This window comes from Pelagihabitans pacificus (assembly GCF_009371985.2).
Lineage (GTDB): Bacteria > Bacteroidota > Bacteroidia > Flavobacteriales > Flavobacteriaceae > Pelagihabitans > Pelagihabitans pacificus.
Map to the genome: position 1 here is coordinate 869,658 of NZ_VIKU02000001.1, position 25,257 is coordinate 894,914.

The window sequence follows — 25,257 nt, forward strand, 5'->3', positions numbered from 1 at the left end:
TGATATGTCATCGTTTTGCTTCTCGTCATCATTTTTCCTTGGCTACCCTTAGCAGTACCACCCAGTCCTTTTTATCGGCTTTCGGCGGAAGTCCCAAGTTTTGCACACTACCACCGGTCAGGGTAGTAAGTGACCCCTGTTGTAAATCGCCCCCATTTAAAGGATCGAACCACTGCACGGTGAATGTACCCTCGACCGAACTCAAATCGATGCTATATTCTTCATAATCCGGTAGGTATACGGCATACACTTCCCCTGCTTTCCTGAAACAGTAGGCCTCTTTCGAATTCACAAGCGTGTGTTCGGGCTGCATTTCCCAATACGGCAAATGGTCTTCAAAGAATCGCATCGCATAATGGGTCAACTCCCAAAGACGGTCGGTGGTTCTCCAATCTTCGGTATTCAAATCGTTATAGCGATTTCTGGCACCGTAATACCACTCCACCCCAGCAGCGCCCGATAATAAAGTGCCCCACAACACATACCTTCGTAGGCTATCATGTTCGGGGTCTATGGCATCAGGAACGGCTCCAGTGTGCCACATGCCGATTTCATCCATGGAAATCAACCAACCATGTCCCGCTTCTCGGGACTTCTCTTTCCAAGTTTCCACTACCGCCGCGGCCCCTTCCCTTTTATCGACCTGTAGAGAGAGTCCGTCCAAATCCTTAAAACCAACAATTGAATCGAGTACATCGGTACGTGCGGGCTCGTGGGAGTGGGTGTGCAACAAGAGGGGATGATCATAGGGGTCTATTTTGGTAAGAAAGCGAATCATGGCCTTTCGTTGTACATCATTCTGGGCAATCGGGGTGAAATCGGCCGGACCGTTCTCTTCCCCTAAATTAAATTGCAGCGCAAGATGATGCCCGAAACGAGCCATCAATTCGCGCAGATACAATTGTCGAAGCGGACCAGTATCCCCCTCATCGAGCATGGTCTCGTTCTCGGTTTCCTGCAATACCATATGCAGTAACATTCCTTTGGATTGCATGTGTTGAAATACCATTTCCCATTGCTCCAGTTTGCTCACATCAAACCGGGTAAAATTGTCGGGGGCTGCGTAGGGCCAAACATCCTTGCCATCGCCCTCGATATTCATCGCCAAGAAGTACACCGCGTTCATTCCCTTGGAAGCCAAATAGTTCAACGCGCCGATCAGGCCTTTCCCTTTGCCATTCTGCCAAGTAGGGTCTCCCTCCTGCCAATCGTTTAAGTGCGGGGTATACGAATGAATGGTATCATTGGTGCTTGCTTCCCCCTCGGAATTGGAGGTCTGCATCCGATACGTACCATCAAAGTCCTCGTAAGCCAATAGGTTTTCGGGACTATCGGCGCCTCCCTTGATCCAGTAGTCGCCGGTATCGCCAAAACGAAAGTATCCGTTAGACACTCTTAATCGTCCCTTGGAACGAAAGTCCGGGGCTTGTTTGTCCGAGGGTACCACTAAAAAGGCTCCATCGGCATCGGTGATGTCAATTGTATTTCCTGTTTCCGAGTCTTCCTTAAGCGCGATCGAGTCTCCTTGTTGCAGCACGGCATGATACGACCACTCCCCCAACCTATCCGGAGTGAACCGTACCCGCCAGATGTTTCCAGAATCCGCACTTGTTTCGGCCGCATTGCCATCGGCGGCATAGAAGCCTTGAATCGTATAATTCGTATCGGCATGTTTGAATTCAACTTGTAAGCGATAGTTTAGAAACGGATTCTCCGCAGCTTTTTCAGAAGTCTCCGGTCCTTCAAAATCGAGGGTGACCGTATGCCATTGGTGATGTTCCGGTAACGAAATCTCTTTTTGTTCTTCGGCACAGGCCCCAAAAAAGAGCGCCACGATTAGATAGTAGGTAAACAATCGAAAATTTTTCAAGATATATCGGTTTTAGATGGTTTTATGGTAAACGACCTCGGGGCCTCCGTCTGCAGTCCGCGTGTCACCATAGCTTTAGCGGAGGCACAAATGGCTAGGTGAAGGCGTGACAGCCCACGAGGCACTCAAAGCAATCAACATAGGTTTCTACGCAAGCCTGCCCGAACACCTTTCGTAGGGGTGTCGGAGCATTCAAATCTCGATCATCGAGCAAAAAAACTGACAACGCATACCCAAGAAAGGACACTCGCTTCAATAATTCGTTGGTATATCCCCTTAAAAGGTCCGTTCGCATCCCCGAATAAAAATACAACAAAAGTCAATGCAACAACCCCTGCGCCTAAGGAGAACCTGGACATGTACCTATATGAAACTTCTTTTCGAAGTCCAAAACCCACCGCCAGCATACAAAAAGGTACGGTCGAATAGGTCAGTGTCCCTGAAAGGTTGTGCACGAATTGGGATAGACTTGGACTTTCCCCATTGGGCACACATCCGATATCACAGGGAAAAATGCCCGTAATGATGGTCCCCAAACCGTAGAAAATGGCAAATAGGACAAACGCTATTTTTACACTTTTCGATTTCACATACACCCTGGCGGATAGAAATCCAAAAAACGCCAAAAGCATTCCACTGATGATAAAAGCATATTGCAGATACGCGGCGTTTGGCATGCCGGTAGCATAGCTCTCACTTATATATTGTTCCAGTTGGCTGTAGCCTTCGATTTGCAATCCGCCAAAAACGGAAGCAACAGCAAAAATGAAAGCACCGGACAGCCCGAAAACAAAAGTGACTTTTTTGATCATATTGTACCTTAATTTCCCCACATTCGTATCCAAAGTGCCGATAGCAAACGGTTGGTATCGGTCTTGAATTTCGGCGTCTCCCGAATCTTCAATCCAGCCTTCGTTTGTTCTAGTTCGTAACTAAAAGCAAAGCGGGTTTCGGTCGGGTCGAGACTGAGTAACCCGAACCGGAGGTCGTTCAGATAGCGTTGGTCTTCCTGTTGATTAATGGTATACCAGCCCTCGGTTACTTCAATGAGTCGACTTACTTTGTCGTTATTTTTCAGGTCACCCAGTAACTGATGATTTTTTGAATAGGCGGTAAACTGAATCTCCCTTGAATCAAAAAAGGAATAATTACCTATCAAATAGGCGTCTCCCACGTCGACATTGGCTGTCCAAAGTATCGTATTGAACGGGGTTGGCCGTGTATCGATTTGCGCATACGCAATACGTTGTGATTCTAGGCTATCTATAAATCTCGAATGGGCAAAACCCTTTAAGGCCAGTGTCAATATCAAATAGGAACTACTGATCAGCAGTCCCAACCGGTTGTACTTTTTCCTTAGGGGAGCGGTTCGCTTTTGTCGCATCGTCGATATAAGAAAAATCAAAAACGGAATCGTATACAGCGGATCGATCACAAAAATGTTCTGAAAAGCAAGTCGGGTATCAAAAGGCCAAAAAAGTTGGGTGCCCCAGGTCGTAAAGGTATCGAGAATGGGATGGGTGAAAAGCCCCCAAAAGAAGAGCCATGACCATTCCTTCCATGAAGCCTCCCCCTTTTTTTCGAGCTTCCAAACCAACCAACCAAAAATAGGGGCAAACCCGATACTAAAGACGATGGAGTGGCTAAAACCCCGATGCCATTCAATAGCGGTCACCGTATCGGTAAAATACTTCATTAAAACGTCGAGGTCGGGAATGGTCCCGGCAATAGCACCGTAGAGCATTGCCTTGTTACCCACTTTTTTACCCAACACCGCTTCGCCTACCGAGGCACCTAATACAATTTGTGTCAGTGAATCCATTTGTTACGTTCAATTTCATTCCACGACCCCCATCTTTTTCAGCAAAAACGAAGCGTTCATGTTCTGGCAAACACCTTGCTTTATGTGGTAGTCAAAATGTAATTCGTTATTGACTATTTCCGCATCAAAATAGTAATTCTTTACTTGCGGTAGTTTCTTGGCTACTTCACACAAACTCAAATCATGGGTGGCAATGATACCGGTAGACCTTGAGCGTACCAAGCGTTCTACAAATTTACGCGAACCCTTGGCCTTATCAGTACTGTTCGTACCCTTTAAAATTTCATCAAGCACGATAAAATAACGGTCGTTCTGAATCTCGTCAACGATAAATCTCAACCGTTTTAATTCCGAGAAAAAATACGACTCTTCGTCGGTTAAGGAATCTGTTGTCCGCATACTTGTAATCAATTTGACAGGTTGGTATTCCGCCGAATCCGCACAAACCGGCAAGCCTATATTCCCCATAAGAATGAGTAAGGAAACCGTTCTCAAAAAAGTACTTTTCCCGGCCATATTGGCTCCTGTGATAATCAAAAAAGCTTGATCATCGATTTGAAAATCGTTTAAAACATTCTTCTTCGGATCTAAGAGCGGATGCCCTGCACCTTTCACCTTCAGTACTTCCTTTTCATCGGTCAATCGAGGAAATTGATAGTTGGGATGGTTAAAGGCGAAATTCCCCAAACTATTGTAGGCATCGAAAAAAGCGATGGTATCGAACCATTCCTCTACAGAATTCCCATAGGTTTGAATCCATTGCTCCGTTTGATAGGCATAGGTAAGTGCCCTTAAAAAATAGCCGTTCGCCAAAATTAGATAGAATACATTGTTGTTCTTATCCAAGCCGTTGAGGAGCCTTGAAAACTGTTGGATGAGGGTTGAGGTTTTTTCTCCTTCACGCATCACCGACCGTCTCTGTTCTGACAGAAACTGGGCTTCAAATTCGTGGTTTTCAATCAATTGAATCAATTGATTGTATTGAGTGAAGGTGCCATGGGCCTTCGAAGCATTGACTCCGAGCTTCGTAATTTTCCTGGTGTAAATCGATGACATCCCAAGCCCTGTGAACACCCATAAAAAAGGAACCAATCCCGGCAGAATACCCAAAAAGTACAATGTTAAAAACAATAGCGAGGCCCCGGAGAAAAGCCATGGTAGCCAACGCATCGCTTTCGGAACAAAGGGGGTATAATGGGTCAACCATTGATGAATGACATCCACCCCGGTTTCAGCTTTGGTCAGGGAGGCGATGGCCGAAAACTCCTGACGCCATTCGGGTATTTTTGACAGCGCTTTTACCGCTTCTTGTTTTTGCAAAATGTCCTCAATCGAATTCTCCAAAAACAGTTGCGCCAAGGTCTCGCTACCTTGTTGCAATGCCGTTCGGTTAACATATTGGTAAAAAGATCCCCTTCCGAACAAATCGATGTCCTGACTAAAATAGTGCGTCGGGTCCTTAAACTGGTTTCCTTCCGGCCGATGGTAAAAATCACGGTTAAGCATCCGAATTTCGTTTTCATTACTATCCAAAAGCGCCTTTAAGGTATCTCTTTTTCGTTCCAGATCGGTATGTCTTGAAACCAAAAACAAAAACAGTGCAATCGCCAACAAAACAATTGCTACGACGGCTTTCGCATTCCAAAAAACCAAATAGCTTCCGATTACGGCACCCACGAAAACCATCAATCGCAGCATGCTGGAAACAAAGAGCCTTTTTTTTACGGCGGACAGGGCCTGGGTATGTTTCCGTATTTGATTTTGGTAGAAATGAAGGGGTTCATTCATGGTAGGCCTAAAGACTTATTTGGGGTCAAAGATACATTTTCTACCTTAGCTTCTTACCGCTGAATCGATTAGGGCTATCTGCCCCAAATGATAGATATCGTGTTGCGCAATACTGTTGAGTACGGGGCCAAAATCGTATTGCTTTCCCGGCACTTCGGTTTCCAAAATCGGGTCGGTAGAACGGCCCAGTACTGCCAACAAGTCATCTTGGGTTTGAATGAGTTCCTGTTTCAGTTGCTCCCACTCCCCTTGGTTCTTGATGTGAACATCGGACCAGTCGTTCGGACCGTCGATTACGAGATCGTAGGTAGCATCTCCCTGTAACTTTTTTAACACAAAGATGCGCCAATTGATGATATGTCGAAGCAGGGTGGCAATAGACCGTACGCCAGAGGGTCGGTGATTTACATGTTGCCAATCGATGCTGTTCAACTTTTTCATCACCGAGTCCCCGTACCAAGGTTTTCCATCAAAGCACTCCTTCAAATTATCTATAATGGTCTTTAAGCGACTTTCCATATCGTAATTTACAGGCTATCAAATTCGGCCCTAAGCTTTTTGGGGAATTTTGCGACTACCAGTTCAAAAGAGTGATCAATCAGCCCGCTCACCAATTTTGGGGGAAGCTGTTCCAGGAACAACGTATTCCAATGTGTTTTGCTCATATGATAGCCCGGGCTGATGGCCCCATCGTATTCCTCCCTCAATTCAATGGCCCTTTCGGGATCACATTTCAAGTTGGCCTGTGATGGTAGGCGCTCCAAAGGAACCAATGCGAACATTTTGCCCATTACCTTAAAGACCAAGGTGTGTTCATCGAATGGAAATTCTTCGGTGACGCCCTTTTTCGCTAAACAGTACTCGCGGAATGCTTCGATATTCATGGTCTACGCTCCTAAATCCTGTCCTACATGGGTAGAGAGGACCTTACTTTATTGTTATTTTAAATGGCCCCCTAAGTAATCAAACCCCCGACAAGCCGAGCAGCGTTTAAATCTAGATGATCGTGTGAACAATACACTGGTCAGACCAACTGGCGGCTCTCATTCGGAATTATCCACAAAATCACAAGCCCATCGAATCGTACACGATGACTTTAGTCCATAATTTGCTCGACTCCTCGACGAACAATTTGTGCGGTGCCTCGTCCTGATATTTTTGTTGTGCCTCGGCAGAATCGAAGGTTACGATCAGCGAATAGGTGAACGAGCCATCGACCACATCCCGACTTGCCCTGGGAGGGGTGCCGATAAACTTGGTTTTTGCATAAGCCGAATTGTCCAGAAAATTCTGTAATGAGGTTACAAAAGCAGTGCGGTCCGCTTCGCTATCGGGGTTTTTTAACCAAAAGTAAACGGTATGTACAAAATTGGCATCGAATTCTTTCATAGTGTTTTCAGTTTGGCCATGACCATAAATGGCTAAAGTTAGCAATAGAAATACAATGGCGATTTTTTTCATGATCTTATTGATAAAGTACTATTTACTGGATCGTTCGGATGCTTCGTTTTTTGATTCCAACAAGGCATTGCCTTTTGGGAGCTTGTCAATTTTACTTCCTATCTCCAAAGCGGAATAATCCAACTTCCAACCGATGGTCTCCGCTAGGTTTTCAATTAAAAGAATGGTATCCAAGGCTTCCTTTCTGGCCATTTCCATCAATCCGCTTTGGGGTATTTTTTCCCGAATATGGTGTTTGGCTTCTTGGTTCAGCACATTCAAGTCATTCGGTGTAAACGAATTGAACATACCATTTTTGATGTCATAGAATTCCAGCTCGGGCTCTATCGACAGTATCTCGGGTTGGGGAAAATCCGTAAGCGTCACTTTTTTATTTTCCACATCGGACTTCATCGCGATCTTTGATAGGTCATAGCCAATATGGGCCTTGGCGTTGATGACGATGAGCGCTTTTTTCTTACTACTGATCATACTTAGGAACCGTTGCTTGGTATTCTCGTACGTATAGATTTCGGCAAACTCCCCTTCCACGGAAATCAATTTGCAGACACTCTTGATTTTTTCCAATAAAACGGTCGATTGGTGCTTGGTCACTTCCCTTCCCTGCTTTTTTCGAAAAAAGGAATAGACCCAATAGGTGACGATGGCACCCAAAGCGAGTCCTAGTAAAGAATCCAACACATTATCCATTCGATAAATATAAGAAGATTAGCACAGTACCGAAGGCTATGATTCTATTTTGTAAAGTACAGGCCTGCTGGGGCTGGCATCGTTCTCAAAAGGGGCTACCTGTAAATTCAAAAAATATTTTCCATCCTCGATGTGGTTGGGCACGAATATGAATTCGGTAATCGTTGCTTGTTTTCGTAGGTCTCCATCAAAATCCCAAAAGGCCTTATGCGCCAATAGTGCCCCGTTATCTTTTTCCTTATCGACCGAAGGCAGGTCGATCAACAAATGTTTCACTCCCTTTGCAACTAGCAATCGTGCAGCTTGTTCCAAAAGATAGGGCGGATTGCTGTGGGAATACTGTTTGGAAAGCTTCTCCTTTAAATTGGGCAAGGTTCTAATAACGACCGCCTCCCGTTTTTTGTTCCCCAGGGCATATTGCAATTGTTTTCTTGATATCACAAAATCATCCTGATACTTTTCGGGGGCAATGGTAATCAGCTCGGCCAAAAAGAAAAATCGATTCAAATTTTGATTGATGGAATGAAAGCCTTCGGTAATATGGCCTACGCACTCCGTATGGGTGCCATGGGCATGGGGATTGAACCAGATATCGTTAAAATTGGTGGAAGCTCCTTTGGAAACCTTACCGACAAACTCCCCCTCTGTATGTGGCGTTATTTTGGGAGGACCTATGTACCAAGCGTTTACGTTGGAAGCATCACCCCGCAACGGAATGGAGATATCCAAGGGTTTGGAAAGGTCGATGGTATGGTTTTTTATTTTGGCTATCATAGGATTGAATGCATCGCACTGTCATTGTACACTCTCGGGAGCGATGGCTAACCCAATTTAATCATAAACAGGTCACTGGCAATACCATCGGCCAAAAATCGTCCTTTTTTGGTCGCTAAAAGCGTATCCCCGTCTAAATACAGTAAGTGGTCTTCCAGGTATTTCGCTGCTTGTGATAAGGCGTATGCCGCATAGTTTTTTCCAAAGTCCCGCTTGATTTTATCCATAGAAACACCCCAGATCGTCCGTAGGCCCGTCATCACATATTCGTTGTATTTATCGGTGGTGGAAAGTAGCTCGGTTTCCATAGGCAGTTGCCCCTTTTCGATGGCTTTTAAGTATGTAGGATTGTTATTAACGTTCCAGCCACGACGCTCACCATCGTAGGAGTGGGCAGACGGCCCGATACCGATATATTTTTTTTGCTGCCAATAGGCCGTATTGTTTTTGGAGAAATAGCCCGGTTTCCCAAAGTTGGAAATCTCATAGCTCTCAAATCCGGCCGCTTCCAAGGTGTCCGATAAAATAGTAAAATGCTCGTGGGCGACTGCATCGTCGACCCCTGGCACAATACCTTTCTCGATAAAATGGGCCAAGGCGGTTTTGGGCTCCACGGTCAGGGCATAACTGGAAATATGGGGAACGTTGAGCGATAAGGCCTTTTCCAGATTCCGCTTCCACCGGTCGTTGGTCATATTGGGAATTCCGTAAATCAAATCGATGGAAATGTTATCATAATACCTGGAAGCCTCCTTGATACAAGCTTCCGCTTCCTGGGCATTATGCGCCCGGTTCATTAGTTTTAGATCTTCTTCAAAAAATGACTGGACACCAATACTCAAACGGTTGATCCGGGTGTCTACCAATTCTTTGATTTTTTCGGCAGACAGGTCATCAGGGTTGGCTTCCAAGGTGATTTCGGGATACTCTGTTACTTCGTAGTGCCGATAGATAGTATCAATGATGGACTGGATTTCGCCCACATGCAATACCGATGGTGTGCCACCTCCCAAATAGACGGTTTCTACACGCCCGTTCCGGAATTCCTGCTTGCGCAGTTCCAGCTCCTTGCACAAAGCCGTTACCATGGCGTCCTTTTTGCCCATACTCGTTGAAAAATGAAAATCACAGTAGTGGCATGCCTGTTTGCAGAAAGGTATGTGGATATAGATGCCGGACATTTCTAGTAATAAGTGAACAGTATTGAGTAAACAGTGAACATAATGAGTACAGGCAAATCGCTATTTTGAACCAAACTTACCAGGGTTGTTTCTCATATAATAAATCAATTTACCTATTTCGAAGTTTTGTTCCATCAATCCGTTAAACTACGGCTATCTAAATACTCACAATCCAAGGCAAATTGCAACCAAGCCTGTGTTTCTAAGTTTTCTCCGTCCGAATCGGACAGTTTACCAATGAAGTGTTTTGGATAAAGGCGTTTGGCGTAAGATTCGGCTATATTCGACGCAGTGCTGCGAGATGACCTTCTTATTTGATCGGTCAAAGAATATAATTCCTCTCTAGGAAACTGTTTTGAGACTTTAAAAATTTGCATTGCCAAGTCTTGTGCTTTTTGATAGGCCAAAAGATCTTGAAATTTCATAAATACTGTTTACTGTTTACTCAATACGGCTTACTGTTGACTAATGACCAATCACTTTTCACCTACCTCTTTTTACGTAGTACTGACTACTACTCACTTTTTAACCCTTCCATCATTCTGCTTTACAAAAGCCTCCCATCCCGAATAGTTTTTGCCCACTTCAACTATTCCCTCATTGTAGAAATGGCATACCGCTGCGGCAAGGCCGTCGGTGCTGTCCAGGTTTTTAGGAAGTGTTTTGAGACCCAATATACCCTGGAGCATCTTAGCGACCTGTTCCTTACTGGCGTTCCCGTTGCCCGTAATCGCCATTTTGATTTTTTTTGGAAGGTATTCGGTAATGGGAATTTGACGGGAGAGTCCGGCTGCCATGGCCACCCCTTGGGCACGGCCCAGTTTCAACATTGATTGTACGTTTTTACCATAAAATGGTGCCTCGATAGCGATTTCATCGGGATGGTAGGTGTCGATAAGTTCGATGGTGCGCTCAAAGATCAATTTAAGCTTGGTATAGGGATCGTCGTACTTTTTTAAAAGCAGTTCATTCATTTGCACAAACTGCATCTTTTTATTCACCACCTTGATGAGTCCAAAACCCATGATGGTCGTTCCGGGGTCGATACCTAATATAATTTTTTCGCTTGTCAAAACTTGTTTTACTCGGTATTAAGTATGATGGGAATTCGAAACTTCGCCTTCACAGGAATACCCCTCTTCAACGCCGGGGCCAAAGGTGGCATATTTTTAAGACTTTGCGTTATGATTTGGTCAAATTCGGGCATCTGGGAATCGATTGCAGCATCTTTTTGAATATCCAAAACGGAGATTTGTCCATCTTGATCGACCAAGAAATCCACTTGCACCGTGGGGTTGGTCCCGCTTAAGAGCACGAATTCAAACTCTTTCAAACTTCTAGAACAGTGTAAAAGGACTTCCTGTTCGAAACATTCCCGTTGGCCTTTCTTTGTTTGGGTCTCATCGCAATTCCCAAAAAGTGGGTAGCTATCGATATCGTTCCAATTGATGTCGCGCATCTCTTGCTCCACTAGCTTTCGCATCTTCTTTTCTTTTGAGGCAAAAAGATTGCAAGAGACCAGCAGACCTGAAAAAAGTACAACCAAAAGATATTTCATCACGCCCCTATTCTAGGTGGAAATTACAACAATTTAGGGACATTCCGGCCAGATTTCAGCCGGACGGCAGCTTCGAATAACAATCCGAATGGCGCAAGGGGTGTTCGATCAATCTCGCTTATAGTGCAGTTCTTCTTTCAGTTCCCGAATACGCCTAAGGACGGTTTTGGAAAGGTAAGGGACTTCTTTTCCAAATTTCCGAAGGAAGTTTTCATAATACTCCAACCGAATTTTAGGGTCTTCATAGTATTGATCGGCTACGGTGCAAACTTGATAATACCCGGTACTACTGGTAGTATCTTCTTGATAGGCCAATCGATAATATTCCAAGGCCGACTTTAAATCGTTCCGCTCCCGCGCTAAACTTGCCAAGGCATTATACTCCCGGTCCAGCGCTGGATCTTTAACTTCTATTGCGGTCTTAAAATTAATTTCAGCGCTATCGAGTTGTTTGTTCCTCAAGTACACGCTACCAAGGCCAAAATAAGCATCGGGATTGGTGTCGTCAATAGCAGAGAGGATGCGATACATCGCCTTTGCCTTGTCAAATTCCCAGTTCTTATAGTAGCAATAGGCCAGTTTGGAATAGATATACTCCTTCTTTTCGCCCAGTTCCAATACCTTTTCGAACCATGGAATGGCGTTTTCGAACTGGTCATCATTATAGAGAATCAATGCCTTTAGATTTACAAGTGCCACATCGTTTTTATAGAATTCAAGCCCCCTGTTTACATACTTAAGGGCGGCACCCCGCTCCAGTTTTACCGTATAATACTTCCCTAATCGAAACAGACTACGTAGATGGGTACTGTCTAGGTCAACAGCTTTTTTATAGGCCACAAGACTACTGGCAATTTGATCTAGTTCCCGAAATGCTTCTCCTTGATAATAGCGATATTCAGGGTTGGTCTTGTTCGTGCTTACGAGATAAGAAAAAATCTTTCGTGCTTCATCGAACTGCTTGGTTTTCAAATAAAGCTTGCCTAGTTCGAATCGGGCAATCTCCAGGCCTAAATCCTTGCCAACCACGTCTCGATATTGATCAATTGCCTTATCGTAATTTCCCATCGCATTGTAGACCCTGGCAATTTGTAAGTTTGAATTTTGGGAGCCTACCTTGGCGTAGAAATTGATAGCTGCGGTGTAATTCCCTATGGTATAGAGGCTGTCAGCAATTTTTAAGTTTTGGTCAGACGAGAATTTAATGGATGTCTGTGCACAAGCGAAGAACAGATTGAACATAAAAAGGATGGAAAATATGCGCATGGTACACTTTTACAACTTAAAGGTTATGGGAATGGAAAAAGGTACGTTCACAGGCTGGCCATTCGCTTTTTTTCCAGGCTGCATTTTGGGCAATCTTGAGATGATTCGAACCGCCTCATCTTCCAACAAGGTATGGGGACCTCTTTTCGCAATACTGGTAATCTCTCCTTCCTTGGAAATCAAGAACATGACATTCACCCTTCCTTGAATACCCTGCTCTTTCGCCTTCGTCGGATAGTTGAAGTTTTTCATGATGTGCGTTCTCATTTTTTCCATGAAGCACGCCCTGCCATCGGAGGCATCTTCACATCCTGGTAAAATGGGTACTTGGGCTACTTCTCCAAAAGGAACCGCATTCTGAAATTCAATCTTTAGATCCTCGGGCATTTCGGCTATTTGTGCAGCCTTTACCTTTTCATATTCTGAATCCTCATTGATCCCATTAAAGCTTCCCTGTTGTAACTTAAAGGTGATGGGAATGGAAAAAGGTACATTCACCGCTTTCCCGTCCTGTTTGCCAGGGGTCATTTGAGGGAGTCTGGAAAGAATCCGGGCGACCTCGGCTTCCAATAGCTTATCGGGTCCTCTCATTTTCAGACCTTGAACGGAACCGTCTTTAGTGATAACAAAGATTGCATTGACCCTCCCCTCAATACCCTGCTTTTGAGCCTCTAAAGGATATCTGAAATTTTTGCTGATGTGCCGTTGTATCCCATCTTGAAAACAGGCCCTTTTATCGGTTTTGTTGTCACATCCTGGAAAAATAGGCACTTCATCAACGACTCCAAAAGGGACGGAGTTTTCGTTTATGACGATTTGTATATTTTTGGAAGCAGCATCAAAAAGACTGAAATCTTCCTCCAAAATGCTGGATTCAATTTGCATTTTCGCTTTGATCGGAATGCCCCCGGGACCGGAGATAAACGAGGCTTCATCGTTCGGGCTACTGAATTCAATGGATGACGAAGTATCCTTCAATAGCAGGTTCCAGTTTTTAGACTGTACGGAAAGATCGATCAACCGTGTAAAAATCCTTGATTCTTCATCGAGAGTTAGATTTGCAACATCCCCTACCACAAAGGTTTCTTTAATACCTTCGGATTGATCTAACTCGCTGACGCAGGAAGTATAATATAGCATACAGAAAACAATAGGTGCTAAAATCAAATATTTTAGTTGAAAAACTTTTCTGGACTTCGCTTTCTGTAACATGACAATTCGTTTTTTGATTAATGATGTTTTAAAAAACTGGTTTACAAATGAGATATGCTGCGTTTGAAATACCTGTGACAGCAGTAGCTGATACTGCCCCTTCTTGTCGGCCTTTGCGACTTTTGCATCGGCAATAAATTCGTGTAGTTCCGCAATCCTGCCTTGATAGAGGTACACCAAAGGGTTGAACCATCCCACAATCCGCATCGATTCAAAAAAAAGTAGGTCCCAGGTATGCCTTTGTTCGATATGAACCATTTCGTGTAGGATGATACCCTGGTGTTCCTTTTCCAATACACGGTCTCCCAGAAAAACAGATTTGAAAAAAGAAAAAGCAATATCAGTATTGGCAATGATTATCTTGGTGAAATCAGGAAAATAGTGTACGGTCCCCTCTTTTCGGAAGCGGTATATCCTGTATAATTTGTAAGTAAAAAGAATAGTGGCCAGGAACATGCCACCAAAGAACACACCTTGTAGCCATGTAAGTTGTAGTCCTTGGTTTTCCGAAGCGACAGTTACGACAGAAGCTTGGTCCAGTTCCATTAGAAAAGCCGGATATACATGGTATTCCTTGGGCAGCTGAGTGCTTAAAGCCTCGATTTTGATCCAAGGCAGTACCAAGGATAACAAATACGTACTTATCAAATAAAGACGGTTCCACTGAAAAAAGGTTTCCCCTTTCAACAAAAGGTCATAGATACTAAGGAATACCAATTGAAAGATGATGCACTCAAGAATATACTGTATCATAGGTCTATTTCTTTAGGGTCTTCGCCAACATCGTCAGAAGATTTTTTAATATCTTTTAGAATGGATTCCAATTCGGAAAGACTTACTTCGTTCTCTTTCATAAAAAAAGAGACCATACTCTTGAAGGAGCCCTGAAAATAGCCATCGACCAATTTGGTGATCGATTGGTTGCTGTAATCGGATTTTTTGACCAGCGGAAAATATATATGGCCCTTCCCCTCTTTTTCATGGTTTACAAATCCCTTGCTTTCCAAAATACGTACGATGGTGGATATGGTATTGTAGGCAGGCTTGGGCTCCGGAAGTTGGTCGATGATAGCGGCGACATTGCATTTCTGCAATTGCCAGAGAACCTGCATAACTTCTTCTTCAGCCTTGGTTAACTGCTTCATTTGAACTAAATTTTTAGTTATAAAAAAACAAATATAACTAAATTCTTAGTTTAAACTAATTTTTTAGTTGAATAATTTTTCGGAGCTTTCCGTTTAAAACTGGATTCCTGTAACAAATCGTTTCTATCTTCGTCAAACAACAAACCAATTTGAATGGACATTGCGCTATTAATGATCGGACTCCTTCTGATGCTGGTCGGAATTTTGGGAAGTTTTCTACCCGTATTGCCGGGTCCCCCCGTTAGCTGGTTGGGATTACTGTTGTTATCCCTCACCGAAGCGGTACCGGATGATTGGTGGTTTTTGGGAATCACTGCTGTGATCGCGTTGGTAGTTTTCGCCCTTGACTACATTATTCCAGCTATTGGAACCAAGAAATTCGGTGGTACACGGGCTGGGATGATCGGCACCACCATCGGTCTCATCGTGGGGCTTATCTTGCCGATTCCGGGTGGCATCATTATCGGTCCGTTTTTGGGTGCCTTAATCGGGGAACTCTCCAATAAGGCCGATAGAAGAACCGCCTTAACGGCGGCTTTTGGTTCTTTTTTGGGTTTTCTCACAGGTACTTTTATGAAGTTCCTTGTGAGCATCATCTTTTTAGGACTGTTTCTCTCGACAGCCTGGGACTATAAAGCGGCCCTTTTTCCATTTTTTGATTAATATTATCCCATCCAAACCACTTTTTCGGTCATGGAACCCCGTTCTACCTTAGGCAGTTCGCCATCATAGTACCCCATATAGAAAAACCCCAAACACTTCTCCCCTTCCTTCAACTCGAAAAATTCATGCATGTGCTTGATCAAACCAGGGGAGCTCCAATAGCAACCGATACCGAGTTCGGTACAGCACAACCACATATTTTGTACCGCCATGGCGGTCGCCGCAATTTCCTCCCATTCCGGTAGACTTTCCTTGGGATCACGTTGCATGCAAATAGCAATGACCGCTCCCGATTTTACAGGGTTTTCCTTGAGTTTCCTAATTTTCATCTGTTTGGGGCGTTCCTCAATTTCTTGATATTTGGCCGACAAAAATTGCCCCAATCGCCTTTGGGAGTCCCCTTGCAATACCTTAAAACGCCAAGGTTCGGTCTTTTTATGGGTGGGGGCCCAGTTGGCCGCTTCCAGTATTTTTTCGATATCCGCTTTCGCAATCGGTACGTCGTTGTATTGTGCCGGGAAGACCGATCGCCGGTTCTTTATCAATTCAAAAATCATTAGCAACGATTTAATAGGATAAAGTTACGTCATTCCACTGGTCATTCTCAAATGGATTAAATACTTTTAGGGCACCTTATCCAAAAAATAGATGACTGCCACCTCCAACACGTTTCGACTGGGCGAAGACTTACTCACCGCCGGTACTGCCCTGGCGATTGCCCGCGGCGATATGAAATTACAATGCTCTTCGACCGCAAAAAAAAAGGTCGTTGCAAGCTACGAGGTAGTACGGCAGATCGTTGACAAAGGGCATCCCGTTTACGGAATCAACACAGGTTTTGGACCCTTATGCACTACCAAAATATCAAAGGAAGAAACAAGCATTCTGCAGACCAACATCCTACAAAGCCATAGCGTCGGGGTGGGCCAACCTGTTGCCGGGGAAATCGCAAAACTCATGCTGGTGCTAAAGGCACATTCGTTGGCAAAGGGCTTTTCAGGAATTTCGGAAGCGACGCTCGATCGCATTATTTGGCATATAGAAAATAACGCGATTCCTATAGTGCCTTCCCAAGGTTCGGTCGGTGCTTCGGGAGATTTGGCACCACTCTCCCATTTATTCCTTCCCTTAATTGGTCTGGGAAAAGTGGAGTTTGAGGGAAAAACAATGGATACACCCCTATTCTTCAAAAAAACGGGGCTCCAATCCTTAGCCCTTGGTCCCAAGGAAGGTCTTGCGCTTATTAATGGAACACAGTTCATTGCAGCCCATGCGATACGGGTGGTAGAGAAACTACATTCCTGTCTTTCACAAGCCGATATTATTGGGGCCATGATGATCGAGGGCCTCCAAGGCTCGGTAAAACCATTTTATGAAAAACTGCATCAACTCCGCCCGTTCAAGGGAAATATACATGTCGCCAAACGGATCGGAAAACTATTGCAGGGTTCGGAAATTTTAGAGGACCATATCGATTGTGAACGAGTTCAAGATCCCTACTCCCTACGCTGTATTCCACAAGTGCATGGGGCCTCCCGCAATACGTGGTTGCATCTGAAAGAACTACTTGAAGTGGAACTGAACGCCGTCACCGATAACCCTGTGATTATTGATAAGGACTTAACAATCAGTGGTGGTAATTTTCACGGACAACCCCTGGCCATGGCCTTGGATTACGCGTGCTTGGCGGCTTCCGAAATCGGGAATATCTCCGACCGCCGTATCTATCTCGCTTTGGAGGGCAACAGCCCCGGGGTTCCCAAATTGTTGATGAAGGATACCGGTATCAACTCAGGTTATATGATCCTGCAATACACCTCGGCGGCGCTCGCCAGTGAGAATAAAGGATTATGTTTTCCGGCCAGTGCAGATAGCATCCCAACTTCCTTAGGACAGGAAGACCATGTAAGTATGGGGTCAATTAGTGGAAGAAAAGCACTGCGGGTGCTCGATAATGTTGAAAAAATTCTTGCCATTGAACTATTGACAGCCGCACAAGCCTTTGAATACAGAAAACCGCTCAAATCCGGAATTTTCTTAGAGGAAGTACATCTGGAGGTTCGTAAAAAAGTATCCTTTGCGGACAAAGATCGGGTATTTGCCGACGACATCGAAAAAGGAATACAAATGATTCGTGGCCAAGTCTTACTAGACATTATTGATCGTGTTCGGAAAAAAGAGAAAATTTCCTTGAAGACAAAATACTCCGATGAATTTGAGGTATATTAAGAAGGAGAAAAAAGAAGAAACAGGATAGCATAAAGAATTAAAAAGGTGAAAAAAAGAATTCTTGTAGGCCCTTTCAAACAACTTGTCCCCATGACGGGATTGGCCATCAAAGGACCGATTTCAGACGGTGACTTGACCCTAATGCAGGATGCAGGGATTCTGATACATGATGAAAAGATAAGTACTATAGGACCTTACACCTCGTTGTTGGCAAATGCAAAGGATGTCGAAGTTCAAGAACTCAAAGGCGACCATGTTTGTCTTCCAGGCTTCATCGACGCGCACACCCATATTTGTTTTGCGGGTTCCAGGGCCAACGACTACGCTCTGCGTAACGCGGGCAAAACCTATTTGGAAATCGCCAAGGGCGGAGGCGGTATTTGGGACACCGTGACCCAAACACGGAAAGCTTCGCAGCAGACCTTGACCGTACGCACCCGGAAATTGGCCAACCGCCACCTTAAAAATGGAGTGACTACTATCGAGGTAAAAAGTGGCTACGGCCTTTCCATCGAAGAAGAACTCAAAATACTACGGGCTATTAAGGAAGCCAATGAAACTATTTCCACAGACCTGATTACCACTTGTCTTGCCGCGCATATGGTTCCCAAGGATTACCAAGGGAACGCCGAGGAATACCTTTCCGAAATTAGCACATCGCTTTTTCCACGAATCAAGAAGGAAGGTCTGACCAACCGCATCGATGCCTTTATCGAGGAAAGTGCTTTTTCAAGCGACGACATTCTGCCGTATTTCCAAAAGGCAAAGGAAATGGGGTTTGACCTTACCGTACATGCAGATCAGTTTTCCACCGGTGGCAGTGAGGTGGCCGTACGCTTCGACGCGCTCAGCGCCGACCATTTGGAGGCGAGCACGGAGAAGGAAATCGAATTATTGGCGAAAAGCAATGTCATCGCCACGGCGCTGCCAGGGGCTTCCTTGGGACTGGGTTGCGGTTTTACCCCAGCCCGTAAGATTTTGGATGCCGGAGGTGCTTTGGCCATTGCCAGTGATCATAATCCGGGATCTGCGCCCATGGGTGACCTGTTGACACAGGCCGCTATTCTTGGGGCTTTTGAAAAATTGACGAATGCGGAGGTCTTGGCCGGCATTACTTTTCGTGCGGCTGCTGCCCTGAATCTGAAGGATCGTGGGCGATTGGCAAAAGGCAAGTTGGCCGATTTTTGTGGCTTCCATTCCGATAATTACCAAGAGATTTTGTACAACCAAGGCAACTTTAAGCCCTGTATGGTATGGAAAAAAGGGGAATTGGTCTTTGACAAACACAAGCATTAGACGAAACAACGTGGATTTCAAATCACAAATACTACAGGGCATTCCATCAACACTTCCCCCGAAGAAGGAGTATCTATCGAAAGTTGATCACGCCCCAAAACGAAAAGACATTTTATCCTTGGCGGAAAAAAAATTGGCTATTTCCAATGCACTCCGGTATTTTTCCAGGGATTGGCATGGGGAACTCTCCAAGGAATTTGCCGAGGAGCTTCATTTGTACGGTCGCATTTACATGTATCGGTTTAAACCTGACTACGAGATGTATGCCCGTCCTATCGACGCCTATCCGGCAAAAACGGCACAGGCAGCGGCCATCATGCTCATGATCCAGAACAATTTGGACCCTGAAGTGGCGCAACATCCGGAGGAGCTCATTACCTACGGGGGCAATGGGGCCGTATTTCAAAATTGGGCACAGTACCTGCTTACCATGCAATATTTGGCCACCATGACCGAGGAACAGACGCTGCACGTCTATTCCGGACATCCGATGGGGCTCTTTCCTTCCGCCAAAGAGGCCCCAAGAGTAGTCGTCACCAACGGAATGATGGTTCCTAACTATTCCAAGCCCGATGATTGGGAAAAATACAACGCACTGGGGGTGACCCAATACGGGCAAATGACCGCTGGATCCTACATGTACATTGGCCCACAGGGTATTGTTCATGGCACTGCCATTACCGTAATGAACGCTTTTCGGAAAGTGTTACAAGCTCAGCAATCCATCCAAGGGAAGATATTCTTGACAGCCGGTCTGGGCGGCATGAGTGGTGCCCAACCCAAGGCAGGAACCATTGCTGGATGCATCACGGTCTGCGCGGAGGTAAATCGTGCCGCGGCCGTGAAAAGACATCAACAAGGCTGGGTCGATGAGTTGATAGAAGATTTGGACTCCTTGGTGGTACGAACCAAAAAAGCCGTAGCGCGGGAAGAAACCGTATCGCTGGCCTTTATCGGTAACATCGTAAACGTGTGGGAACGCTTTGATAAGGAAGAAATCTTTATACACCTCGGGTCCGATCAAACCTCGTTGCACAATCCATGGGCCGGAGGGTACTATCCTGTTGACCTATCTTTTGAGGAGTCTAATCGAATGATGGGTGAGCATCCGGAAACCTTCAAAAATCATGTCCAGGAATCCTTGCGAAGACATGCCACCGCTATCAATAAGCATACTGCGAAAGGCACCTATTTCTTTGACTATGGCAACGCCTTTCTGTTGGAAGCTTCAAGAGCAGGCGCCGACGTTATGGCCGAAAATCAAATCGATTTTAGATATCCCTCCTATGTACAGGATATTTTAGGGCCTATGTGTTTCGATTACGGATTCGGACCTTTCCGGTGGGTCTGTACTTCGGGAAACCCTGAAGATTTGAGGAAAACCGATGCTTTGGCACTTCAGATGATGCAGGAAATTGAAAAAGACGCCCCGTCGGAAATCCTACAACAGCTACGAGACAATATCAAATGGATAAAAGAGGCGGAACAAAATAAGTTGGTCGTGGGTTCCCAAGCAAGAATTTTGTATGCCGATGCCGAGGGAAGGATCAAAATAGCCGAAGCCTTCAACCGTGCTATCGAAGCCGGGGACATTTCCGCCCCCATTGTTCTGGGAAGGGACCATCACGACGTCAGCGGTACCGATTCCCCGTTCAGGGAGACCAGCAATATTTACGATGGAAGTAAATTTACCGCCGATATGGCCATCCATAATGTCATTGGTGATAGTTTTCGGGGGGCTACTTGGGTCTCTATCCACAATGGTGGTGGTGTTGGTTGGGGCGAAGTCATCAATGGAGGATTTGGAATGGTCTTGGATGGATCGGAGGCAGCTTCCGACCGCTTAAGGAATATGTTGTTCTACGATGTGAACAACGGAATTTCCAGAAGGAGCTGGGCTCGAAATACCGAAGCGTTGTTCGCTATCAAAAGGGAAATGAAGCGTACTCCCGAATTGAAGGTAACCCTGCCGCATTTGGTGGAAGACCGGTTGTTGGATGAATTATTTGATGAATAATAATGACCTATAAAAAAACCAGTCCGGAAATATATAAGGGTCGAAGCTCCAAAGAGCAGCTTTATCTGCATGAAAAGTTGATTTGTCTTGATTTCCAGGAAGAAATAATCAAGAAATCCCCCAAAAAAACGATCGTACTTCTTGGCTATGCCTGCGACGAGGGAGTCAAAAGAAACCAAGGGAGAACGGGAACGGTCTCCGGACCCGACGCCATTCGGGGCGCCCTTGGTAAAATGCCCAATCATTTATCCGAAGGTACCCGTTTTTTGGATGTCGGTACCATTGGCTGCCTCGATGGGGACCTGGAAGCAACACAAACACAGCTATGCCACTTGGTTGATCAACTGTTGGAAAAGGGAGTCTTCCCTGTTCTCTTGGGAGGCGGCCATGATATCGCATATGGACATTTTAATGGAATCAAAAAACATCGAGGGCCACAAAAAGCAATCGGTATCATCAATTTTGATGCCCATTTTGATTTACGCGACACAACAAACGGCAACAACTCAGGAACCCCTTTTTACCAAATCGCCCAAGATTGCAAAAAAGAAGGTTCCGAATTCAGGTATTTCTGTTTAGGCATTCGACAAGACGCCAATGACCCGGTTCTTTACAAAACTGCCGAGGAGTTACAAGTGCACTATTTAGAGCGTCACCATTTCCAAATGCACTATCTGGAACATGTTCAGCTTCGTCTTATCCAGTTTATCGAAGATGTGGATTGCCTTTACGTGACGGTTGATTTGGATGGGTTTTCCACTGCCTACGCCCCAGGGGTCAGTGCCCCGTCGGCAATGGGGTTTTCACCTGATATCGTATTGGAGTGTCTTAAACTCATTATCGATTCCAGGAAATTGATCAGCATCGATTTTGCCGAAATGAACCCTGCCTACGATATTGATGACCGTACGGCCAAATTAGCGGCATCCCTGATTCATTTCGTCATTCATAGATACTGACTTACTCCAACCAACTGCGATAATACTTCCCATCGTCGATATCCAAAGCTGCCTGTGTCAATTGCAAAGGCTTGAACGTATCGATCATCACCGCCAACTCCTCTGTTTTTGATTTTCCGATACTGGCTTCATAGGTGCCCGGATGTGGGCCGTGTGGAATACCGGCAGGATGCAGTGAGATGTATCCCTTATCAATTCCTTTTCTGCTCATGAAATCCCCCTCTACATAATAGAGCACCTCGTCCGAATCGATATTGGAGTGATTATAGGGTGCCGGAATTGCCTCAGGATGATAGTCGTACAATCGCGGACAGAAGGAACAAACCACAAATGCCCCTGTCTCAAAGGTCTGGTGCACTGGGGGTGGTTGATGTACTCGTCCGGTAATAGGCTCAAAATTATGAATGGAAAATCCGTAAGGATAATTATACCCGTCCCAACCTACAACATCAAAAGGATGGGTAGCATACACCATATGGTGTAACTGTCTTTCTTTCTTCACCTTGATCAAAAAATCACCTTTTTCGTCGTAAGCCTTTAGATTTTGGGGTAGTTTAAAATCACGCTCACAAAAAGGCGAATGTTCCAAATGTTGACCAAACCAATTGCGATAACGTTTCGGGGTGTATATGGGGTGATAACTTTCAGTGACCAGCAACCGGTTGTCATCGCTATCGAACTCGATTTGATAGATCATTCCTCGGGGAATCAACAGATAATCCCCATATTCGAACGGAATTTCGCCTAACATCGTTTTCAGCGTTCCAGTACCCTCATGTACAAAAAGCAATTCATCGGCATCGGCATTCTTGTAATAATAGTCGGTCATTGATTTTCTCGGGGCAGCTAAACCTATGTGTACATCCTTATTGAACAACACCGTTTTTCGACTCTCCAAATAATCGTCCTCAGGACGCACCTCAAAGCCCTTTAGCAATCGCGATTTTATGTTGTGGTCAACGGCTGCCCGCGGAGCAATGTCGAGGGTGTTTCCTACCTCTTTCACCTGGGTAGGCCTATGGAGATGATACATTAACGAAGACATACCATCGAAACCGACGGTTCCGAACAGCTGCTCATAGTGGAGCGAACCATCTTCTTTTTTAAAAACGGTATGTCGTTTCTGGGGTATTTTTCCCAATTTATGATATAAAGGCATACAAAAAATGACATTAAATTAGAAGTCTAAAATTACGATATTTTAGAGGAACCGCTTGATTCTCCCAAGTCAATTTTATCCCTTTTAAAAGAATCCCTTTTAATCGAAGTTTTGACCCTTTATCGAAAAAAATTTCTCTCTACCGAAATCCTATTTATATTGTATGTGCCTTTTGACTATAGAGGTAATCATTCCCTGAATGATTATGGTATTCCAATGAATACCCTTATACATTGTTTGTGCATGCTAACCACTGCGCCCAAAAGCTTGAACACCTTTGGACGTTGGCCAAACTGAACTGAAAATGAAGGAAAAAAGTACCGAAGCCAAGGCCAGAAAGGCCATGGAGGAATGGGAGCTACTCCAAGAATCCAGAAAGGTTCAAAAAATCCATGGTGATTTATCCCTACAGGAACAACACCCTAATCCACAAAACGATACAGCTCAAAAAGATTTCTCCAAAGACCGCATTGAGAATGGAAAAAAGGGGAAGGACCATCTTCGGGATATCGCTTAAGACATCCAATACCGTGTGACCTAAAACCTCTCCAAACAAAAAAAGCCTCCCAATTTGGAAAGCCTTTCATTGGCCCTCACCTCAAAAAAAGGTAATGGGTCACAACACAACGAGGCAAATATAGGAAAGGTTTTTTACTTTTTAATGTTTACCGGCTAAATCTGTACTATTCCTTCTTTGGACCATTGTTTGGTTGATGACTGCCGAGGGCAACAAATATCGGTGTTCGCCCTATTTAATCGTTGTGGGTAAAAAATGACTTTCGGGTATATGGCACAAAAGCCAGACAAGCGGCACTGTCGCTATGCACTCATCGAACTTCTTGGCATTCAATCGCAAAATACATCCCATAAGACAGACAGCGGCTAATTTTATGGTCAATTTTCGAATTTCAGGAAACCTAAGCGCTTATGCTCAAAAAACTACTTTTAGCCATTGTACTATTTTTTACCATTTTCTCCTGTAGTGTAGAGGATCTGGAAGAAGTCGGTATAGGAGATTCCGACACGGTAGTACCCCTTGAGCCCAATGAAGGGGTAGAAGTGGTTTTGGAAGAGGTACTTTTGGAAGAGTTGTCCTATAATTGGATCAGCAACGTTCAGCATTCAAATGGCTTGTTGGAAAGTTCGGAAAACACCGACTTTGTATCGCTCTATGACAATGCCTTGGCCGCCTTGGTCTTCATTCAGAAAGGGGAATTGGAAAAGGCTGAAAAAATCCTTGCTTTTTTCGACACTAGGGTTTCCGGTGAGCTGATGGCAGATTCAGGCGGGTTTTACCAATTTAGAAACAAAGAAGGAACGAATGGCCGCCGTAAATGGCTTGGCGACAATGCTTGGCTCCTAATTGCCGTTAATAATTATCATGAAGCAAGCGGCAATCCAAAATACCACCGTTTGGCCCAGGAATTGGAACTATGGATCCGGTCGTTACAGGATGAGGATGGCGGTCTATGGGGAGGAACCGAGGAAGATGGAACGCCCATACATAAGGTAACCGAAGGCATTGCCACGGCTTTCAACGCCGTCCCGGGCTATGACGATTTTCATAAAAAGATACTGGAGTATTTGGAACAATACCGTTGGGACCCGAACAAAAAAACACTGATCGCATGGCCAGAAAATCCCCAATACCTAAATGCCCTGGATTTGCACGCTATCGGGCAGGGTGTGTTCCAAAATTTTCCCAAAGAACAATTGTACTACGCCGATGAACTATTTATCACCTCACAAATGGCAACGGTTTCAGGGAAAGAGGTCACTGGTTACTGTTTCGATGTGGATAAAGACGTTATTTGGCTTGAGGGCACCGCACAAATGGCATTGGCTTTCAAACAACTGGACGATATTCCAAAAACGGAAAAGCTTTTGACAGAGTTGGAAAAAACGTTCATTGCCAGTACTACGATGAAAGATTCCGAAGGCATTCCATACACAAGCAACCATGGGAGTACGTATGGGCCCAATCCTCTTTGGGACCGTGCCGATATTACTCCGGCACTCTCCTCGACTGCCTGGTATCTTCTTGCAAAAACAGGATTTGACCCTTTTGCGATAGGATATGAAAAGAACATTCCCACATCGGATATGTTTTGGATTCAGGAGTAAAGGTAATTGTTGCGTATGATTTATGATACTCTCTGAGCCATTG

General features: G+C 44.8%; 25 protein-coding genes. 7 read left to right on the plus strand and 18 right to left on the minus strand.

Features of this window, described 5'->3' with window-relative positions:
• Positions 1-28: 28 nt before the first annotated feature.
• The 16 genes from FK220_RS03830 to FK220_RS03905 form a co-directional block, all read right to left on the minus strand.
• Positions 29-1,870 carry a DUF5060 domain-containing protein gene (locus FK220_RS03830; protein ID WP_238718883.1) on the minus strand — a complete coding sequence of 614 codons (1,842 nt, stop codon included), beginning with the start codon at positions 1,868-1,870 and terminating at the stop codon, positions 29-31.
• A 203-nt stretch (positions 1,871-2,073) separates the two neighbouring features.
• Positions 2,074-2,682, minus strand: coding sequence for a DUF998 domain-containing protein (locus tag FK220_RS03835; RefSeq protein WP_152572947.1), 609 nt, complete (start codon positions 2,680-2,682; stop codon positions 2,074-2,076).
• 8 nt (positions 2,683-2,690) lie between these two features.
• Positions 2,691-3,692 (minus strand): metal-dependent hydrolase, encoded by a 1,002-nt coding sequence (locus tag FK220_RS03840; protein ID WP_152572948.1) that lies wholly within the window; start codon positions 3,690-3,692, stop codon positions 2,691-2,693.
• Between the two features lie 15 nt (positions 3,693-3,707).
• Complete coding sequence (locus tag FK220_RS03845; protein WP_152572949.1) at positions 3,708-5,480, minus strand: MutS-related protein; 1,773 nt, start codon at positions 5,478-5,480, stop codon at positions 3,708-3,710.
• A 45-nt stretch (positions 5,481-5,525) separates the two neighbouring features.
• Positions 5,526-5,999 carry a DinB family protein gene (locus FK220_RS03850; protein WP_152572950.1) on the minus strand — a complete coding sequence of 158 codons (474 nt, stop codon included), beginning with the start codon at positions 5,997-5,999 and terminating at the stop codon, positions 5,526-5,528.
• Positions 6,000-6,007: 8 nt separating this feature from the next.
• The gene (locus tag FK220_RS03855) at positions 6,008-6,364 is read right to left on the minus strand and encodes an MmcQ/YjbR family DNA-binding protein (protein ID WP_152572951.1); all 357 of its coding nucleotides are present in this window, start codon (positions 6,362-6,364) and stop codon (positions 6,008-6,010) included.
• 181 nt (positions 6,365-6,545) lie between these two features.
• The gene (locus tag FK220_RS03860; protein WP_238718884.1) at positions 6,546-6,869 is read right to left on the minus strand and encodes a Dabb family protein; all 324 of its coding nucleotides are present in this window, start codon (positions 6,867-6,869) and stop codon (positions 6,546-6,548) included.
• Between the two features lie 90 nt (positions 6,870-6,959).
• Positions 6,960-7,631: a DUF4230 domain-containing protein gene (locus FK220_RS03865; protein WP_152572953.1), complete on the minus strand. Its 672-nt coding sequence runs from the start codon at positions 7,629-7,631 to the stop codon at positions 6,960-6,962.
• Between the two features lie 36 nt (positions 7,632-7,667).
• The gene (locus FK220_RS03870) at positions 7,668-8,405 is read right to left on the minus strand and encodes a cyclase family protein (protein WP_152572954.1); all 738 of its coding nucleotides are present in this window, start codon (positions 8,403-8,405) and stop codon (positions 7,668-7,670) included.
• Positions 8,406-8,452: 47 nt separating this feature from the next.
• Positions 8,453-9,586, minus strand: coding sequence for a radical SAM family heme chaperone HemW (hemW, locus tag FK220_RS03875; protein WP_152572955.1), 1,134 nt, complete (start codon positions 9,584-9,586; stop codon positions 8,453-8,455).
• Between the two features lie 134 nt (positions 9,587-9,720).
• On the minus strand, positions 9,721-10,011 hold the full coding sequence (locus FK220_RS03880; protein ID WP_317168301.1) for a four helix bundle protein: 291 nt from the start codon (positions 10,009-10,011) through the stop codon (positions 9,721-9,723).
• Positions 10,012-10,104: 93 nt separating this feature from the next.
• Positions 10,105-10,659: a crossover junction endodeoxyribonuclease RuvC gene (gene ruvC, locus FK220_RS03885; RefSeq protein WP_152572956.1), complete on the minus strand. Its 555-nt coding sequence runs from the start codon at positions 10,657-10,659 to the stop codon at positions 10,105-10,107.
• Positions 10,660-10,667: 8 nt separating this feature from the next.
• Positions 10,668-11,144, minus strand: a complete 477-nt coding sequence (locus FK220_RS03890) for an energy transducer TonB (protein ID WP_152572957.1) — start codon at positions 11,142-11,144, stop codon at positions 10,668-10,670.
• Positions 11,145-11,252: 108 nt separating this feature from the next.
• Positions 11,253-12,410 carry a tetratricopeptide repeat protein gene (locus FK220_RS03895; RefSeq protein ID WP_152572958.1) on the minus strand — a complete coding sequence of 386 codons (1,158 nt, stop codon included), beginning with the start codon at positions 12,408-12,410 and terminating at the stop codon, positions 11,253-11,255.
• A gap of 9 nt (positions 12,411-12,419) precedes the next feature.
• The gene (locus tag FK220_RS03900) at positions 12,420-14,375 is read right to left on the minus strand and encodes a M56 family metallopeptidase (RefSeq protein WP_152572959.1); all 1,956 of its coding nucleotides are present in this window, start codon (positions 14,373-14,375) and stop codon (positions 12,420-12,422) included.
• Positions 14,372-14,767, minus strand: a complete 396-nt coding sequence (locus FK220_RS03905; protein WP_152572960.1) for a BlaI/MecI/CopY family transcriptional regulator — start codon at positions 14,765-14,767, stop codon at positions 14,372-14,374. The genes FK220_RS03900 and FK220_RS03905 overlap by 4 nt, the downstream gene beginning before the upstream one ends.
• 153 nt (positions 14,768-14,920) lie before the next feature.
• Between FK220_RS03905 and FK220_RS03910 the strand changes: the two genes are divergently transcribed.
• Positions 14,921-15,430 (plus strand): DUF456 domain-containing protein, encoded by a 510-nt coding sequence (locus FK220_RS03910; protein WP_152572961.1) that lies wholly within the window; start codon positions 14,921-14,923, stop codon positions 15,428-15,430.
• 2 nt (positions 15,431-15,432) lie between these two features.
• On the opposite strand, the gene FK220_RS03915 is transcribed toward FK220_RS03910, so the two are convergent.
• Positions 15,433-15,987 (minus strand): nitroreductase family protein, encoded by a 555-nt coding sequence (locus FK220_RS03915; RefSeq protein ID WP_152572962.1) that lies wholly within the window; start codon positions 15,985-15,987, stop codon positions 15,433-15,435.
• 91 nt (positions 15,988-16,078) lie between these two features.
• Between FK220_RS03915 and hutH the strand changes: the two genes are divergently transcribed.
• From hutH to hutG, 4 genes are read left to right on the plus strand one after another with little or no spacing between them, the layout of a single operon-like run.
• Positions 16,079-17,659, plus strand: a complete 1,581-nt coding sequence (hutH, locus tag FK220_RS03920; protein WP_152572963.1) for a histidine ammonia-lyase — start codon at positions 16,079-16,081, stop codon at positions 17,657-17,659.
• 45 nt (positions 17,660-17,704) lie between these two features.
• Positions 17,705-18,955 (plus strand): imidazolonepropionase, encoded by a 1,251-nt coding sequence (gene hutI, locus FK220_RS03925; protein ID WP_317168302.1) that lies wholly within the window; start codon positions 17,705-17,707, stop codon positions 18,953-18,955.
• Between the two features lie 10 nt (positions 18,956-18,965).
• Positions 18,966-20,972, plus strand: a complete 2,007-nt coding sequence (locus FK220_RS03930; RefSeq protein WP_152572964.1) for a urocanate hydratase — start codon at positions 18,966-18,968, stop codon at positions 20,970-20,972.
• 2 nt (positions 20,973-20,974) lie between these two features.
• Positions 20,975-21,931, plus strand: a complete 957-nt coding sequence (gene hutG / locus FK220_RS03935; protein ID WP_152572965.1) for a formimidoylglutamase — start codon at positions 20,975-20,977, stop codon at positions 21,929-21,931.
• Position 21,932: 1 nt separating this feature from the next.
• Here hutG and FK220_RS03940 read toward each other — a convergent pair whose 3' ends face one another.
• Positions 21,933-23,090 (minus strand): homogentisate 1,2-dioxygenase, encoded by a 1,158-nt coding sequence (locus tag FK220_RS03940; RefSeq protein ID WP_152572966.1) that lies wholly within the window; start codon positions 23,088-23,090, stop codon positions 21,933-21,935.
• Positions 23,091-23,394: 304 nt separating this feature from the next.
• On the opposite strand from FK220_RS03940, the gene FK220_RS03945 reads away from it, so the two are divergent.
• Both FK220_RS03945 and FK220_RS03950 read left to right on the plus strand, forming a co-directional pair.
• Complete coding sequence (locus FK220_RS03945; protein WP_152572967.1) at positions 23,395-23,607, plus strand: hypothetical protein; 213 nt, start codon at positions 23,395-23,397, stop codon at positions 23,605-23,607.
• Positions 23,608-24,017: 410 nt separating this feature from the next.
• Positions 24,018-25,214 (plus strand): hypothetical protein, encoded by a 1,197-nt coding sequence (locus FK220_RS03950; protein ID WP_152572968.1) that lies wholly within the window; start codon positions 24,018-24,020, stop codon positions 25,212-25,214.
• Positions 25,215-25,257 lie beyond the last annotated feature (43 nt).

Excerpts from the sequence above, each read along its gene's own strand:
- hutH (WP_152572963.1), top strand. The coding sequence starts at position 16,079 with ATGACTGCCACCTCCAACACGTTTCGACTGGGCGAAGACTTACTCACC.
- FK220_RS03835 (WP_152572947.1), bottom strand. The coding sequence starts at position 2,682 with ATGATCAAAAAAGTCACTTTTGTTTTCGGGCTGTCCGGTGCTTTCATT.
- FK220_RS03845 (WP_152572949.1), bottom strand. The coding sequence starts at position 5,480 with ATGAATGAACCCCTTCATTTCTACCAAAATCAAATACGGAAACATACC.
- FK220_RS03880 (WP_317168301.1), bottom strand. The coding sequence starts at position 10,011 with ATGAAATTTCAAGATCTTTTGGCCTATCAAAAAGCACAAGACTTGGCA.
- FK220_RS03905 (WP_152572960.1), bottom strand. The coding sequence starts at position 14,767 with ATGAAGCAGTTAACCAAGGCTGAAGAAGAAGTTATGCAGGTTCTCTGG.
- FK220_RS03945 (WP_152572967.1), top strand. The coding sequence starts at position 23,395 with ATGAAGGAAAAAAGTACCGAAGCCAAGGCCAGAAAGGCCATGGAGGAA.
- FK220_RS03900 (WP_152572959.1), bottom strand. The coding sequence starts at position 14,375 with ATGATACAGTATATTCTTGAGTGCATCATCTTTCAATTGGTATTCCTT.
- hemW (WP_152572955.1), bottom strand. The coding sequence starts at position 9,586 with ATGTCCGGCATCTATATCCACATACCTTTCTGCAAACAGGCATGCCAC.
- FK220_RS03895 (WP_152572958.1), bottom strand. The coding sequence starts at position 12,410 with ATGCGCATATTTTCCATCCTTTTTATGTTCAATCTGTTCTTCGCTTGT.
- FK220_RS03855 (WP_152572951.1), bottom strand. The coding sequence starts at position 6,364 with ATGAATATCGAAGCATTCCGCGAGTACTGTTTAGCGAAAAAGGGCGTC.
- hutG (WP_152572965.1), top strand. The coding sequence starts at position 20,975 with ATGACCTATAAAAAAACCAGTCCGGAAATATATAAGGGTCGAAGCTCC.
- FK220_RS03915 (WP_152572962.1), bottom strand. The coding sequence starts at position 15,987 with ATGATTTTTGAATTGATAAAGAACCGGCGATCGGTCTTCCCGGCACAA.
- FK220_RS03950 (WP_152572968.1), top strand. The coding sequence starts at position 24,018 with ATGCTCAAAAAACTACTTTTAGCCATTGTACTATTTTTTACCATTTTC.
- FK220_RS03910 (WP_152572961.1), top strand. The coding sequence starts at position 14,921 with ATGGACATTGCGCTATTAATGATCGGACTCCTTCTGATGCTGGTCGGA.
- FK220_RS03940 (WP_152572966.1), bottom strand. The coding sequence starts at position 23,090 with ATGCCTTTATATCATAAATTGGGAAAAATACCCCAGAAACGACATACC.
- FK220_RS03870 (WP_152572954.1), bottom strand. The coding sequence starts at position 8,405 with ATGATAGCCAAAATAAAAAACCATACCATCGACCTTTCCAAACCCTTG.
- FK220_RS03860 (WP_238718884.1), bottom strand. The coding sequence starts at position 6,869 with ATGAAAGAATTCGATGCCAATTTTGTACATACCGTTTACTTTTGGTTA.
- FK220_RS03865 (WP_152572953.1), bottom strand. The coding sequence starts at position 7,631 with ATGGATAATGTGTTGGATTCTTTACTAGGACTCGCTTTGGGTGCCATC.
- FK220_RS03890 (WP_152572957.1), bottom strand. The coding sequence starts at position 11,144 with ATGAAATATCTTTTGGTTGTACTTTTTTCAGGTCTGCTGGTCTCTTGC.
- FK220_RS03850 (WP_152572950.1), bottom strand. The coding sequence starts at position 5,999 with ATGGAAAGTCGCTTAAAGACCATTATAGATAATTTGAAGGAGTGCTTT.
- FK220_RS03840 (WP_152572948.1), bottom strand. The coding sequence starts at position 3,692 with ATGGATTCACTGACACAAATTGTATTAGGTGCCTCGGTAGGCGAAGCG.